The sequence below is a fragment of the Rhodococcus sp. WB9 genome, from assembly GCF_007558985.1.
Taxonomy (GTDB): Bacteria; Actinomycetota; Actinomycetes; order Mycobacteriales; family Mycobacteriaceae; genus Rhodococcus_F; species Rhodococcus_F opacus.
In genome coordinates, this window is the sequence record NZ_CP041769.1 from 5373131 (window position 1) to 5387639 (window position 14509).

Below are 14509 nucleotides of genomic sequence, written 5' to 3' on the forward strand. Positions count from 1 at the left end.
ATGTTCCCTTCAGTCATTGAAATATTCGAAGACGATCACCGAACCGTGCCCGCCGATGCCCCCCTTGCCACCGACCGTGGAACCCCCGCCGCCGCCACCACCGCCACCGGCCGGGAAACCGCCGTTACCTGCGGTGCCACCAGCACCGGAGGCGTTGTACGCACCGCCGCCACCGCCAGTACCGCTGCCGACGATCACCCACAGGTTCGATGCCGTCACATAACTCGTGCCGCTGCCGCCGATCGACCCACCCTGAAAGTCCAGCGTCGACACGTCGCCGCCGTACCCGTGGTCGGTGTCCGAAGGGATTACGGTTCCGTTCTGCCGGTACCCGCGCCCCGCGCCACCGCCTCCACCGCCCGACAGCAGCGAGATCACCCCGTGCGTCGAGTCGCCGCCGTTCGCGCCTTGGGCGCCGCCGTCACCGCCCCGGATCACCGACAATCCGCCGGTGCCCGCGGTGAACGGGTCGGGTGCGCCCGTGCCGCCCTTGCCTCGCAGCACATCGCCGAACAAGGTGTCGGCACCGTTGCCGCCGGGTGACCATCCACCGCCCAGCGGTGCGGACAGTCCGCCCCATCCACCGGGTCCGATCTCGACGGGGATTGTGTCCGGCAGCGAGGCGGCATCGATGCGCCGCTGTGTGCGCACGCATCCGCCTCCACCTCCGCCGGCGCCGCCGAATCGTGCGGTCGTGGTGTTGTTCGCGGTGCCGGTCGCCCCGCCGCCACCTGCACCACGCACGATCACCTCGATGGCGGCCAGATCTGGAGGCTTCGTCCAGGTGTCGTTGGTGGTGAACACGATCATGTTGACCCTGCCCACGGTTATGTCATCCGTTCGATGATGAACAGGATTCCGTTGCCGCCTCGGCCGCCGTTGCCTTGACTGTTGATCGAGGTACCCGGACCGCTACCACCACCGCCGCCGCCGGGGAACGCGCCGGTTCCCCCGTCGTTGAACCCGGCCGCGCCTCCACCGCCGCCACCGCCGCCCGTCGCGACGACCGTCGCCGGCGGAGTGCCGTTATTCCCGGCCCCGGATGCGGTCGCTGCACCGCCCGGGGATACACCGCCAGCGCCGCCAGCTCCGCCCGTGACGCCCAAACCGCCACCGCCACCACCACCGCCACCGCCGCCGCCGTTCAGCGAGTACGGCGACACCGATCCTTGGCCGGTGGTGTTCTGGACTTCGGCTGCCGGATCCTGCCCGCCTTCTGCCTGCCCGTTGCCACCGCGTCCGCCGGGGATCATGCCGATCCCACCGGCACCGCCGGTCGCCCCGTAGGATGTGCCCTTCGCGCCGCCGTTGCCGCCGCCCGCCGTGAGCCATCCACCGAATGAGACGTTGCCGCCGCCCTGCCCGACTCCGCCTGCGGTGCCACCGGCACCGCCGCCAAGCACGGTGATCGGCACGGGGTCGTAGGTGCTGCCCGTCTTGGGGAGCAGTGACGCAGGAACCGTGGTGTGGATCTCGCCACCGCCGCCGCCCCCGGCACCGCCCGACCTGTTGCCACCGAAGAAGTTCCACTGCCCGGACCCACCGCCCCCGCCGGCCGCGATGAGGATCAGGTCAATCGATGTGATGCCCGGAGACGGGTAGTAGGTGCCGTTCGAGACGAAAGTGATCGCGTTGCCCTGCAGGATCAGTGAGTCGAATGCTTCGCGCAACTCGAGCAGCTGCGACGTGTGATCCTGAATGATCGCCAGATCTTTCACGTAGTTGCTGTTCACGTTGCCGAAGATGGCCGACAGGATGTTCGGGAATCCGCCGAGCAGCAATCCCAGAAATCCCTGAGAGCCGAGCGCGTCGGCGAGATCGCCGACGTCGTCCCAGCCGGTGTTCGGTCCGCCGGGTACGAAGTTGTCGGGTGAGGTCACGAGTCCTCCTCCGGTGGCGAAGTGGTGGTGCTGGGCTCTTCCATGGCTTCCCGGAGCAGCTCAGCTTGCGCGTGACCGGGGAGTACGGCGAGCTGTGCGCGGATGTGCGCGTAGGGGTCGGCACGTTTCGGTTCGGGCATCTTCTTCGATCGCCACTGCCCCGGGTTGTGCGGATGGATCGGTCCAGTGATGGGTGGGTCGTACCGGTCGAGTGACGCCTCGACGGGCCGGAAACCCAGCCGCTCCAAGTGTCGACAGAACGAATTGATGTCGTCGGGCTCGAACGTGGCGGGCGCTGACCCGGCGCCGTTGGTCGGCGGATGCATCAGCGCGTAGGCGTACGGGTGCATGGTGGCTGGCAGGGCCGCCTGCAGTTCTTCGGGTGTCACAGATGTCTCCTGGTCTATATGGCGCTGCTGTGTTGGCGCAGCGCGCTGCTGACGGCTTCGAGACCGCGCAGCGCACGGGTGCCAGCCAATTCCTCGGACCGGTAGTCACCGACGTTGATCTCCCACGGCTGGTCGGGATTGGCGCGGTCCCAGGACTGCCGCACGGATGCGATGTGCGAGAGCCAGATCCGATTTCCGATCTCGAATCCGCAACGGTGCCCGTCGTCGATATGCAGGCCAATGCGGTAAGGCGCCGCATCGTCGACCTCGGCGGCGAACGACACATAGCCGCGAGCCTTGTGCAGACCCACGCGGATCGTCTGCAAACCGGACGGCGACACCGCGACACCGCCGCCGGCCTCGAACCCGCCCTTGTGTGAGTACGGCCCCATCCGCGCCTTGCGCTGGTAGTCAATCCCGATGGCCCACGCGAGAATGATGTCCTCGACGGCCTTGTCGAAGATGCCGAGCGTGAGCCATGGCAGGCCGATCGCGCTGCCGAGCAATCCGAGCAAAATGTTCGAGATGAGCTTGGCGCCCTGGTTGATGGAGTCGGGCGATTTTCCGCCCGTCATGATCGAGTGCTCAATCGGCTTGTGGATCACCATCTTCGACTTCAATCCGCGGTGCTGACCGCGACGGAAGATCGCGAAGGGGCCGTTCGGATCGGTGTTGTTGGGGTCGTCGTTCGGGTCCGCGATGGTGACAGTGTCCGAGGTTCCGTCCGATCCGAAGATGCGCAGCAAGTCGAGGATCGGGTCGAGAATCGTTCCGGTGACACCGGGGATCATGGCCCGCTTCTTGACGTCGAACACGAACGTCGGCCGGTCGAGAATGAAGTGGGTCGGGCACGGCTGCGGATCCCCGGGCTCCCACAGGTCGGCGGTCAGTTGCAGTCCGCCGTCCTCGAGCGTCGGGTGAACCAGATCCCAGAAGTCGTCCATCCGCGCGCCGAGCGCGGTCCACGGCCCGACACCATCGCGTGATTCGATGTACGGGATCATCATCATCGGCCACTTCGCGTTGTCGAAGTTCGCCTGCCAGTTCGCCGCGTTCCAGATGTCGAAGAACGGGATCCACAGCGGTTGCTGCTGCCGCAGCAGGTTCCGGTGCGCGTAACCCTTGATCACCTTGATCGAGTTGCCCGCCTGGAAGTCGATCTTCGGCGCCTGGACAGTCAGTGGCGCGAATGTGTTCGGCCAGCACTGCCAGTGTTTGGCCTCGTCGAGGATGTGCCGGGCCAGGGGCCGGACGATCGCCTCGCCGTGCTCGTCCTCGTCGTACTCGATGTCGTAGACCTTGAAACAGGCCTTCTTCCATGGGGAGCGGAACACCAGGAACATGTCGTGATCGAGGGAGAGGCCGTCGATCAACCAATCGGCGAGATCGTCGCGGCCGTCGATGCCGACCGACGCCTCACCGACCTCGTTGCACATCGTCTCCCACGAGGCGTCGTACTCGCCCTCGACCTCACCGACGAGGGCGAGGTATTTGTCGTGCATCGTGATCCGGGTCCGCAGGAGCGCGAGCGCCGCCTCTTCGTTCTCCTGGGCGTCGATCGCCGCGAGGTCAGCGTCGAGGTTGTAGCTCACAGACGATCACCCCCATGGCATCTCGTGGTAGCGCGGCAAGTGGATGCGCAGCTCGGCGGGGACCGTCGAGCCCTGCACCTCGACCGGGATCGCGGTCGGCGGTGTTCCGGGCGGAATTTCGTGCATGAAGGTCACGCCGCGCATCGCCTTCCACACCTCGAACCCGCCGCCGGCCGCGCGGATGGTCTGGAAGTCCTGCCGGGTCTGGACCCGCCATCCGGTGGTCTGCGGCTTGAGGGGCACCGTGCGGCCCGAGATTCCGTCCGGCAGGATCCACTTCGTTGCTGGTGTGCCTTCGAACTTCATCCACAGCGGCACGTCGGTGGGGTTGTCGACGAGCACCGTGCCGGTGTGCGATCCGGTGCCGGGTGTCCACTTTTTGACCTCGGTGCCCGATGTCAGGTACGGCCAGCACGCGACCGCGACCATCTCCATGCTGATGCGGGTGGTTTGCATCGACATCCGCCCGACGATCTTCGGGTCGCGGTCGAGTCGGAGCCGGATGGACCGGGGACCGGATCCGGTCTTGGTGATGACCTCGTTGTCGTAGTCGAACGACCACACCGCCATCCAGTCGGCGAACGCTCTCTCGAGGTCGCTTCGGGTGCGGCCTTCGATCCTCACCTGGAAGTCGAGGAGGCGCTCCTCGATCTTCGTGACCTTCGGTGTCGAACCGTGCTGGTATGCCCGGGAGGTGCGGGTCGGGGTGCGGGGCGCGGGGACCCAGAGACCGGCAAGGCCGTCCTCGATCCACACGTCCCGCGCCCGTCCCCTGGTGGGACCGCCGAGTGCATACGGCGGGGTCCCGTTCCACCCGATCATGGTGATCGAGTCGTTCACCAACGCCTCCTGGACTCGGAGTTCTGGCCGTGGCCGCGATCGCGCTGGTTGATCATGATCTGGATCTCCCGTCTCGTTTCCGTGTCGAGGCGACCGTGGACATTCCAGGTGTCACCGCCCACACCGACCGGCGCGTACTCGAGCCCAGCCCGATCCGCCCCGGTGAGCACGTCACCCGGTGCGGTTGCCGCCGACTGGACCCGGTCGAGCATCGGGACCAGCGACTCGAACGCCTCGGTTTGCCGCGGTGAGAGAACCCGCTCAGGCCGGATGACGTCCTTGAGCAGGTAGCCCTTGCCCGAGGCGATGCCGCCCTGGTCGTAGTAACCGTTCTTCTCCCAGAACGACTTCGCACGAACCGGGTCGCCGTAGCGGTCGCGGATGTACTTCGCTCCCGCGACGCCCTGGGTGTACGGGTCTTCGCTCTCGTCGGGCAGGTACTGGTCCTTCGTCGACCCGAGGAACTGGAACAGGCTGAACGCACCCGAGGATGGGTTGCGTGCCAGCGGGTTCCAGCCCGATTCCTTCTGGATGATCCAGTCGATCGCGGCCCACTGCTCGCCCGAGTCCCAGCCGTTCGCCGAGAACGCGCGCTTCACGGCGTCGACGACGGACTCCGGTTCCGCCTTCGCCTCGACCGCAGGCGGCGCTTCCACCCCGTCCGGGGCTGCCGGGGCTGCCGGGGCTGCCGGGGCAGACCCGGCCGAGCCAGGATCGGCCGGCGGGGTTTGGGCAGGGCCCTCGTCGTACGTGGCCTCGTCCCGTGCTCCCACCGCATCCGAGCGACTGCGGCCCGTCTCGTCGACGAGCTGCATCCCCTCGAACTGCGACGAGAAACCAGCCATGCCCAGCAAGTCGTTACCCCACTCCGCGAGGAGTGAGGTACCGATCTGCGCACCGACACCACCCCAGTCGATCTCGCCCGCATACTTGCCCGCCGCAGCGAAGTTCGACTGCATGAACCGCATCACGTCCTCAACGGAACGGACCTGATCCCAGTTCAGAACCGCCTCGGGCTTGCCGGTCTCGTTGCGGACGATCGACAGCCCGTTCGGAATCCAGCCACCCTGATCGCGGAACAGCCCGCCGATACCCTTGGCCTTGTCCCATACCGACCCGAGTAGATCGCCCAGGCCGACGACCTTGTCGGCCAGGAACTTCGACGTCATGTCGCGTCCCTTGTCGAGGAACTTCGACGGAACACCTCGCGACTCAGGCGGGGGCGTACCGATCGCAGCACCGATACCGGCCTTGATCGGGTTCAGGAAGAAATCGAAGATGTCCGTGATCTTCTGCTGGACGAACGACTTCTTACCGTCCGGGGAAGGTCCTCCATCGCCACCCCGTCCACCCGACTCGAAGGCACCGTCGGCGCCGATCGCGAGGTGGAACAGACCGGGGTGCTTGCCGGCGAACTGCGCATTATCCGCACCGACCGCAGGCCCACCGTAGGCGACGCCATGGCCGCCACCAGACTCGACGTTGACCGTCGCGTACGGACCGACACCGGTCAACGTTCCCGCGGTGTGACCGCCACCGGGCCCGCCCGGATCGTCGTGCACACCGACCGAGAAGCCCTGACCGAGACCAGGCACCCACGGCTGGCCGCCGGGGAACGAGCTGGTCGCCCACTTCCGCACACCGTCGCCACCGTTGATGATGGCGTCGGCGATCATCGACATGTACCCGGAGCAGTCCTCGAAACCCCACGTGTACGGGTTGCCGTTGCGCATCTTCGCCGCGCGGTGACCGTTCTCGAGCTGCGCCTGCCACATCGGGCGGATCTCGCCGCCGTCCTTGTAGGCCGGGAGCATCCAGTCGAACATGCCCTGCGGGTCGACGTTCCCGTACCCCTGCGACGCCACGCGGGCGCCGTAGGCGTTGAGGTTGTCACGGCCCACCTGCGAGACGATCCGGCCGCCATCCCATTCGAACGGGACGCCGCGCAGGATCATGTCGCGGATCGCGTAGATCGCGTTGTGGCCGCCTGCCGCCTTCACCTCCGCGGTGGTGACCATGTGCTCGCCGTTCGAGCCCCACATCAGCACGTCGTCCGACGTGCCGGTGCCCTTGCCCCGGATCCGACCACCGGTGGCGTGTTCGGGGATGCCGGCGAGCGGCTGGGCCTGGTCCAGACCGAGGAGACCCGCGGCCTTGTTCCAGGCCTTGAGGATGCCCTCGTTCCAGACCGTGTTGATCATGAAGTTGATCGGCTTCGCGAGGACGGTCTTGAGGGTGTCCCACTTCTCCCCGATGCCCTTCACGACCTCGGCGAAGAAATCCCTGACCTTGCCGAGGGCACCCTTCAGCGCCTCCCACGCCGGGCTGATGACGTTCTCCCACACGGCCTTGATGCCGTTACCGAGCCCTTCCCACACGGGCTTGATGACGTTCTCCCACACGGACGAGAAGAGTTCGCCGACGACGCCGAGCGCCGCCTTGAGCAGCTCCCAGGCAGGGCTGATGACGCTCTCCCACACCCACTTGATTCCGGCGCCGAGCGCCTCCCAGGCGGGCTTGATGATCGAGTCCCATACCCAACCGAAGAAGTCCCCGAGCGCCTTGAGTCCGATCTTGATCATTTCGAATCCGGGCTGCAGGTACGTCTGCCACACCCATGTGGCGACGCCGCCGATCAGAGTGAATACGCCCTTGATCGCCTCCCACAGGAGCATCGCGATCGTGATGACCACCGCGATCGCGACCTTGAAGATGGTCTTGATCTGATCCCAGAAGGTGGTGACGAGCACGATGATCAGGCCGAGTGGACCCATCACGATCGGCAGGATCAGCTTCCAGTTGTCCCGGACGAAGCCGACGACCGCCATGAAGGCGTTGCCGATCGCCTGGAAGATCGGCTGCAGGAAGGACCACACCGCCGAGACGGTGTCCTTGATGCCGCCCCACACCGTCTCCCAGATCCGCTTACCGGTCTCGGTCTGGGTGAAGAAGTAGACGAGTCCTGCAACTAGTGCGGCGATCGCGATCACGATGAGCGCGATCGGGTTGGCGCTCATCGCGGCGTTGAAGGCCCACTGCGCCGCGGTGCCGATCAGCAGTGCTGCGCGGTGCGCGGCCAGGGCGATCGTGTTGGTGCCCAGCGTTGCAGCGGCCCGGCCGGTCGCTGCGGCGAAGACACCCTGCGCGACCGAGGCGGTGAACATGATGGCGTTCCAGGCAGTGATGGCGATGCCGATGACCCTGACGGCCATGACGGTCGTCAGCAGCAGCGGCGCCAGCGGGGCCAGATTCGCGATGATGGTCCCCAGGTGAGGCGCCACCGCCGCGAGGACGTCCGCCCACGGCCGGAACGCCTCCACCAGTCCAGGCAGGACCGGAGCCAGGTTGGCCAGCGCCTGCCCGAGGGCGGGCATCAGTTCCCGTGCCATGTCCATGAGCCCGGGAATGGAGTCCTGGATTGCCTGCCCCATCGCCGAGAACCCGGGCGCGAGCCCGGACGCGGCTTCGGCGCCGAATCCACGCATCAGCGAGAACAGCGGACCAGCAACGGTGCTGATGTTCTGGAACACCTGCCGGATCCCGTCGAACGTCGACCGGAGGTCTTCGGCGCTGATGTTGCGCAGCTTCTCGCCGAGGTCCAGGAGCCATGCGTTGATCCCAGCGCCGCTGTTCGAGAAGGTCTGCGCCGCGGTTCCGAGGACGCTGATCAGCCCGGAGAACACGGAGCCGATACCGCTTTCGCCTTGCGCGAGACTCCCGAAGAATCGGTTCGATCCGTCGATCATCCGCTCCCACCCGGCCGTGGCGGCCGGGCTTGAGATGGACGTCGCGATGTTCGACCCGATGGTGCCCAGCGTGCTGGCGAGTCCACCGAGGCTCGGTGTGAGTCTGCCGATCAGTCCGCCGAGGGTGGTGAACGAACCGGTCATCGCCCCGCTGAAGCGGTCGGTGACTTCTTCGCGCAGGTTCTTGAACGCCTGCAGAAGCGGTGCGAGGCGCTGCCCGATCATCGCGGCGAACGGGTCATCTCCCGAGGTCGCCGACTGCTGTGCGTCCGCCATGCTCTGGTAGGCGTCCGCTACGGCCTCCGCCGCGTCAGCGTTGGCCTGAGCCACATCCTTCTGTGTCTGCGCGGCGTCGGCGCTGGCCTCGCGCAGCTGCTCCTGGGCGTCGATCTCGCGGCCCTTGGCTTCGACGACTTTGTCGGAGCCTTCGATGCCCTTGGCCTGCGCGTCTGCGATCTCGGCGCGCTGGTCCTTGTTGGATGCCTTGATCTCGTCGAGAGCCTGCTGCGCCTCGCGGACGCCCAGCTCCGCCCGCCAGATGTCGAGGGGGTCCGAGTCGCGATTGCCCTTGGTCTCGGCCAGGTTCTTCTTGGACTCCGCCAGGGCAAGGGTGGCGCTCTCCTCGTCGAGAGCCAGGCCGGCGAGGGTCCGCGCGTAGCCCTCGGCGTCGCGCTTCGCCTCCTTCCTGGCCTGGTTGACGTCGTCCTGCGCGTCCTTGACAGCCTCCTGCGCTTCGACGACGCGCTTCTCTGCGTCGACGATCTGGCGAGCGCCCTGCTCGGCGGTTCGGGCCTGCGACTTCTTGGCGCTCTCGACGGCCTTCATCGCCGACGCGCCCTGCGACGAGGAAGTGTTGACGGCCTTCTGCGACTTGTCCCACGCCTTCGCGCCATCGGACAGCCCGGCGAACGCCATCTTCGCCACACCGATGGCAGGGCCGAGAATGCCCGCCGCAGCGGCTGCGACGGTTCCCATCGCTCCAGCGACAGCCGTCAGGCCCGCGACCAGCGGACCGGTGACGAAGGACCCGACGACGGAACCGAGCGCGGAGACCGCACCCAGCGCGACTGCGGATCCGACGGTCACCATCCCGAGTGCCTTACCGATGCGCGTCAGGGTGCCGATCAGCTTCGACACTGCGGCCATGACCAGCAGCGCCGAGGTGACCCGGCCGATATCCCGCGCCAGGATGTTCGCGGCCGCGGCGGCCAGGCGCAGCAGACCCGCCAGCTTGGCGACGCCAGCACCGGTCATCACCTTCAGCAGCGATGAGCTGACGAGCAGGCCGGCACTGAAACCTTTTAGGACCCGTGCGGCCAGACCGATACCGGCGGCCGCCATCCCGACATTCCTGATCACCGACCGTGCAGCGTCATTGGCGACCGTGAAACCTACTGCCGCCATGCGCATTCCGGTGCCGATCGAGGAGACGAACCCTGCCGCGAAGCTGCGCCCCTCCTCACTGCCGCGGGCGTTCGAGTTCATCGTGGAACTCATGCCGTCGACGAACCGGGAGCCGACCGTGCGGCCGCCCTGCTCGAAACCGGAAGACAGGCGCTGCAGCAGCGATACACTGTCCGCTTCGGCGCGCTTGCTGTCGATCCGGGCCTCGATACGTGCGACGCGGGTGCCCGCCGTCGACCGCTTCGACTCCGCAGCATGCAACGCATCGGCCGCGGACCGGCTGTCGCGCTTGGCCTTGGCGACCTTGCCTTCGGCTGCGGCGAGTCGACCCGCATCGGAGACACCCCGGTTGCGGAGCGCCTGCAGCTCCTTTTCCGCGGCGACAACGTCCTTGGCCGCTGTCACCTCGCGGCGGCGTGCGTCGGCCGCACCCTTGGAGGCGCGATCGAGATCCGCCTTCGCCTTCGCGAGGGAGCGCTCGTCGACCTTGACGTCGATCTCGTGGCGTACCGGGCTGCTCTTGATCGCGCCCCGGACCCGTTTGAAGTATCCGCCCATCGAAGGCAGAACGTTGATGAAGGTCTGCCCACCCTGCAGGTCAGCCATTGAACACCTCCTGCGGTTGGATGCGCCGCTTGTAACGGCCGCCGAGCACCTGCGACGAGATGTCGTCGTGCTCGACGAGCGCCTGGTATTCCTCGGCGCGGTCGCGTGCGGTCTGGGGCCGCGGTCGCCGCCCCGGCGGTTTCCCGCCCTTGCCTTTAAATTTCGGGCTGGCGCCCCACACGCCGTGCAGGATCTGCGCCAGCGACTCGACCGCCTCGGTGAGGAGCTCCCGATCATGTGTCCACCCCACGAGGGAGGGCCGCTTCGACGGCTTGGGTAGCTCGCCGCGCTGCTCCATCTCGAGGCGCTGCATCGCGCGTTCGTCGTCGTCGGCGATCGCGGCGTAATACCACCCGCCCTCCGGGAGGGCGGACAACAGCCGGAGCAGTCGGTTCCAAGGGTTGTCCAGGTGGTCTCGGACCCAGTCGTAGAGCCGTTCATCGCCGGGCATGGCGAAAAAGTCCTTCTCGATCGCGTCGCCGTAGCGGTCGATCTCACTGACCAGGTACGCCCAGCCGGTGTCCGGTGGAATGAGGATCCCGAAGTGCTCGCGGATGTCGTCGACGAGATCGGCGAGTTCGGAGATCGGCCGGCGCGCGAAGTGGTCGGCGATGACGTCGGCCAGTTCCTCGCCGACGAGGAGGTCGAGCAGGTCGTGGACGGAGGCAGTGGTGTCGAGGTCGGCGACGTCGGCCGCTGCGGGTACCCCGATGACGAGCTCCGGCCCGTCGTCGTCCAGGTGCACGACGAACGGGCCGGCGGCCTCACCGAGGAGAGTCTCGAAGTAGGAGGCCACCGACCCGTTGTCGTCAGTCATCGGTCAGCGACGGCGACCGGCGCGGCGCCGATCGCGACTGCGCCGATCGGCCCGGTTCACCGCCTGCTCCGTATCGAACAGTCCGAAGTGCCGGGACAGGTCACGCGCGAGGTCGATCAGCGTGTCCGGGTGCGTCGGCCCGAGGTAGTCGACGACGTCTTCGTACTGATCGCCGAGGAACAGCTTGAGGACGCGCCGGGACGTCTGGGCCTCCTCGATGTCCATGACGGTGTCGGAGTCCGGTTCCGGGACGAGGAAGGTGGGCGATTCGCCGACCTGGAACTTGAACGGCTCCTTGGGCTCACGCTGCTCGCCGCCGTATCTACGGACGTTCGGGTCGTCGATCTGGGTCACGTTGTCGAGGTCCTTGCTCACTGTGCGCCTCCGGTGGTGCGTCGGGTGGTCTTGGTCTTGGGCGCCTCGGCGGGCGTGTCGGCGGGTTCGTCGTCAGTCGACTTCTCGCTCAACTCCGCGGGGGCTTCGGGCACTACGGGCGGCACGGCGGGCGCGGTGGGATCCGGAGCCGGTTCGGGCTCGGCGGGCACCGGCGCGGGCGCGGGCCTGTAGCCGGAGGCGACCAGCTGCTTGTGCTCGACGTACGAACTCGGTGTGTAGAGATGACCCTTCGGCGACACCAGTGGTGTCGGTGTCCAATCGGCCTTGTTGATGGTGCGCATGTGTCCCACGACGGGACCTCCTTCGATGACGGTCGGTGTGGCGGTCAAGATGCACTGGGCAGGCGGTCGACCGCCGATCCCCGCCTGCCCAGTGCGTTCTCGGGCCCGGCGCGATGGCCGGGCGGTCTATCAGGCAGCGACGACGATCGACAGCGGCTTCTGCACGCTGCCCGGGGTCACGCTGTCCACGACCTGGACGGTGAAGTTCGACGTCCCCGCGGCGGTCGGGGTGCCGGAGATGACACCAGTCGACGCGGCGAGGGTCAGTCCGGCGGGCAGAGTGCCCGTCGCGACCGTCCAGGTCTTCGTGCCGGTACCGCCGGTGACCGTCAGGGTCTGCGAGTAAGCCGAGCTGACGGTGCCGCCGGGCAGCGACGCGGTGGTGATCGTCAGGCCGCCGCGCTTGAACCCAGCGTCCTCGAGGACACGGTTCCAGCCGGGCCCACCGAAGTAGTGCCGCACCGCGACACCGTGGTCGGTGTCGACCATCGCGTTGACGGTCGTCGGCCACGTCAGCGACCCCTCACCGTCGGAGAGGGTCTGCTCGCCCATCTCGGAAACCTCGCCCGCGTAGAACAGGCGACCGAGGAAGATCCGGTCCTCACCGGTGTTGAACTGGGACAGCGCCAGGTAGCGCTGCTGACGGATCGCGGTGATGGCCGGCTGATCGAACGCGATCTCGCCGGTCTCCGGGTCCGCGAGCATCTGCGACAGGTCGACACCGAGGTTGTTCTCGATGTTGTACCGGTTCGCTTCCAGGCCGGTGAACTGGAGTCCGGCGATGTCGGAGATGAAGTCCGACCGGACCGGGTTGGAGTAGCCGATCGCGCTGATGTCGGACTTCTCGAGTTCCCGGGTCAGGGTGATCGCATCGTCCTTGAGCAGGAGACCGAAGTCCCATGCCCCTTCGGGGAGTTCGGCGAGCAGGGAGTTCGACCCTTCGGTGATCGACTCGATCGGGTCGATGTCCATGCCCATGCCGTAGATGTGCGCGCGGTTCGGCTTGAGGATGAGTTCGCGCTGGTGGCGCGAGACTTCGAGCTGTCCAATGTCGCTGACCATGATGCCTCCTGGGCATGAGGAAGGCCCACGACGCTGGATGTCGCGGGCCTCGGGTTTGTGGGTTGTTCGGTGCGGCTCAGCGCCGCCAGGGCTTCTGCAGGCTGAGTGCGTAATACGCGACCTGCTGGCGAGCGTCCGGGTTCTCGTACGGCTCGGTCTCCGGCGGGGTGTCGACTCTGCACGAGTCGACGCACACCGGGCCGGGTTCGTCCTCGACTTCGATCGCTTCACCGGGGATGCGGTCCATCAGGTTCCGCACCCGCCGCGCGAGTTTCGACGCGCCCCGCGGGTCGGGGTGGTGGCAGATGATCTGCACGCGCGGGTAGTCGCTGATTCCGTCGTCGGCGCCGCCGGCGCGGTGAACCTCAATTCCGATACCGTCGTCGTCCACCGGGGGTTCGGTGTCCGTCTCCCCCAGCGGGGCGAGGTACACCATCAGCACCTCTTCGATGTCGGGGAACAGGGTGTCATCGACTGCGACGACCATCAGTACCTCCGTTTCTGCCGCATCGCGCGGATCGCGGCTTCGCTCGCGCGCACCGACTTGGAGCGCCTCGTGCCGAACAGCGCCGGTTGATTGCCGCTGCGCGACGCGACGATCCGCTGGCCGGGCCGCCCGTCCCAGCCCCGGGCCGGTTCGATGCGGACCTGATCGGCGAGCTTCCCGGTCTTCCTGTGTCGGCGTGCTTCCGCCTTGAAGGCCCTCACCCCGACCTCGGCCATGCGTCGGGTCGCCTTCTGAACGTGCTGCGATCGCATGATCGCTTTCGCGTCCTTCGACGAGAACCGGTAACTGCCGGGCTTCGGATCAGCCACTGCTCACCCACCTTTCGAGGTATCCCCACACGTGATCGGCAATGCCGTCGTCGTCGTACCAGGTCTGCAGGTCTCCGTCGACATGCAACCGGGGCCCGATGCCGTCGACGGCGAGGACGTTCTCCGTGGACTCGGGGAACCCTGGAGGGGCGAACAGCGCCCACCGAGTGTGCCGTTCGATCGGCACACCCTCGACGGAGTCGACCGGCTGCACCGAGCAGCCCGGGAACTCGGCCCCGGGCTGCTCGGTCATCACGCCACGTTTGCCGCGGACCCGCTCGATCACCCGGACTGTCTGGTTGCCGAGTTCATCCATGTCAGTCTCCGAACGTCCACGATGGTTTCGCCGACCGCGAGATGCCGAGAAGCTGGTGGTGGTACTCGGTGAACACCAGGGAACGGCCGGGATTGGCGAGCGTTCCGGACCGGGTCACGCCTCCCACTGTCTTCGAGTAGGAGACGTGCCCGGCGTGCTTGGCGGCTGTCAGCGCCGCGCGTACGACCTCGATGACGACGAATCGAGCAGCCGGGTCGTTGTCAGCGATGTCCGGCCGTCGGTTCGGATCTCGGATCCACATCGACGCGGCCGCGATGAGCTGCGGAGCCCAGGGGCCCTCGGCGGCGGTCAGGGGACGCCAGCCAGTCACGACGTCCGAGACGGTAACGAAGTCAGCCATGGC

14 protein-coding genes are annotated in these 14509 nt (G+C 67.1%); all 14 read right to left on the bottom strand.

All coding sequences use genetic code 11. The features are described 5' to 3' along the window. Positions 1-9: 9 nt before the first annotated feature. Positions 10-825: a hypothetical protein gene (locus tag FND50_RS25035; protein WP_144287455.1), complete on the bottom strand. Its 816-nt coding sequence runs from the start codon at positions 823-825 to the stop codon at positions 10-12. 2 nt (positions 826-827) lie between these two features. Further along, positions 828-1880, bottom strand: a complete 1053-nt coding sequence (locus FND50_RS36310) for a hypothetical protein (protein ID WP_186301146.1) — start codon at positions 1878-1880, stop codon at positions 828-830. Continuing rightward, positions 1877-2269 (bottom strand): hypothetical protein, encoded by a 393-nt coding sequence (locus FND50_RS25045; protein ID WP_144287457.1) that lies wholly within the window; start codon positions 2267-2269, stop codon positions 1877-1879. Before FND50_RS25045 ends, FND50_RS36310 begins: the two co-directional genes overlap by 4 nt. Before the next feature lie 14 nt (positions 2270-2283). Beyond that, positions 2284-3861: a hypothetical protein gene (locus FND50_RS25050; RefSeq protein WP_144287458.1), complete on the bottom strand. Its 1578-nt coding sequence runs from the start codon at positions 3859-3861 to the stop codon at positions 2284-2286. Positions 3862-3867: 6 nt separating this feature from the next. Further along, positions 3868-4701, bottom strand: coding sequence for a hypothetical protein (locus FND50_RS25055; protein WP_260850688.1), 834 nt, complete (start codon positions 4699-4701; stop codon positions 3868-3870). Continuing rightward, entirely contained in the window at positions 4698-10457 is a 5760-nt protein-coding gene (locus FND50_RS25060; RefSeq protein WP_144287459.1) for a transglycosylase SLT domain-containing protein, read from the bottom strand. The genes FND50_RS25055 and FND50_RS25060 overlap by 4 nt, the downstream gene beginning before the upstream one ends. Beyond that, positions 10450-11274 carry a hypothetical protein gene (locus FND50_RS25065; RefSeq protein WP_144287460.1) on the bottom strand — a complete coding sequence of 275 codons (825 nt, stop codon included), beginning with the start codon at positions 11272-11274 and terminating at the stop codon, positions 10450-10452. Before FND50_RS25065 ends, FND50_RS25060 begins: the two co-directional genes overlap by 8 nt. A gap of 3 nt (positions 11275-11277) precedes the next feature. After that, positions 11278-11649, bottom strand: coding sequence for a hypothetical protein (locus tag FND50_RS25070; RefSeq protein WP_144287461.1), 372 nt, complete (start codon positions 11647-11649; stop codon positions 11278-11280). Beyond that, the gene (locus tag FND50_RS25075; protein WP_144287462.1) at positions 11646-11960 is read right to left on the bottom strand and encodes a hypothetical protein; all 315 of its coding nucleotides are present in this window, start codon (positions 11958-11960) and stop codon (positions 11646-11648) included. Before FND50_RS25075 ends, FND50_RS25070 begins: the two co-directional genes overlap by 4 nt. Positions 11961-12080: 120 nt before the next feature. Next, positions 12081-13013 carry an Ig domain-containing protein gene (locus FND50_RS25080; RefSeq protein WP_144287463.1) on the bottom strand — a complete coding sequence of 311 codons (933 nt, stop codon included), beginning with the start codon at positions 13011-13013 and terminating at the stop codon, positions 12081-12083. Between the two features lie 76 nt (positions 13014-13089). After that, positions 13090-13500, bottom strand: a complete 411-nt coding sequence (locus FND50_RS25085) for a hypothetical protein (protein ID WP_144287464.1) — start codon at positions 13498-13500, stop codon at positions 13090-13092. Further along, positions 13500-13829, bottom strand: a complete 330-nt coding sequence (locus FND50_RS25090; RefSeq protein WP_144287465.1) for a hypothetical protein — start codon at positions 13827-13829, stop codon at positions 13500-13502. The genes FND50_RS25085 and FND50_RS25090 overlap by 1 nt, the downstream gene beginning before the upstream one ends. Then, complete coding sequence (locus FND50_RS25095; protein WP_144287466.1) at positions 13822-14145, bottom strand: hypothetical protein; 324 nt, start codon at positions 14143-14145, stop codon at positions 13822-13824. Before FND50_RS25095 ends, FND50_RS25090 begins: the two co-directional genes overlap by 8 nt. Position 14146: 1 nt before the next feature. Then, positions 14147-14506: a Gp19/Gp15/Gp42 family protein gene (locus tag FND50_RS25100; RefSeq protein ID WP_144287467.1), complete on the bottom strand. Its 360-nt coding sequence runs from the start codon at positions 14504-14506 to the stop codon at positions 14147-14149. Positions 14507-14509 lie beyond the last annotated feature (3 nt).

Excerpts from the sequence above, each read along its gene's own strand:
- FND50_RS25060 (WP_144287459.1), bottom strand. The coding sequence starts at position 10,457 with ATGGCTGACCTGCAGGGTGGGCAGACCTTCATCAACGTTCTGCCTTCG.
- FND50_RS25080 (WP_144287463.1), bottom strand. The coding sequence starts at position 13,013 with ATGGTCAGCGACATTGGACAGCTCGAAGTCTCGCGCCACCAGCGCGAA.
- FND50_RS25065 (WP_144287460.1), bottom strand. The coding sequence starts at position 11,274 with ATGACTGACGACAACGGGTCGGTGGCCTCCTACTTCGAGACTCTCCTC.
- FND50_RS25100 (WP_144287467.1), bottom strand. The coding sequence starts at position 14,506 with ATGGCTGACTTCGTTACCGTCTCGGACGTCGTGACTGGCTGGCGTCCC.
- FND50_RS25085 (WP_144287464.1), bottom strand. The coding sequence starts at position 13,500 with ATGGTCGTCGCAGTCGATGACACCCTGTTCCCCGACATCGAAGAGGTG.
- FND50_RS25095 (WP_144287466.1), bottom strand. The coding sequence starts at position 14,145 with ATGGATGAACTCGGCAACCAGACAGTCCGGGTGATCGAGCGGGTCCGC.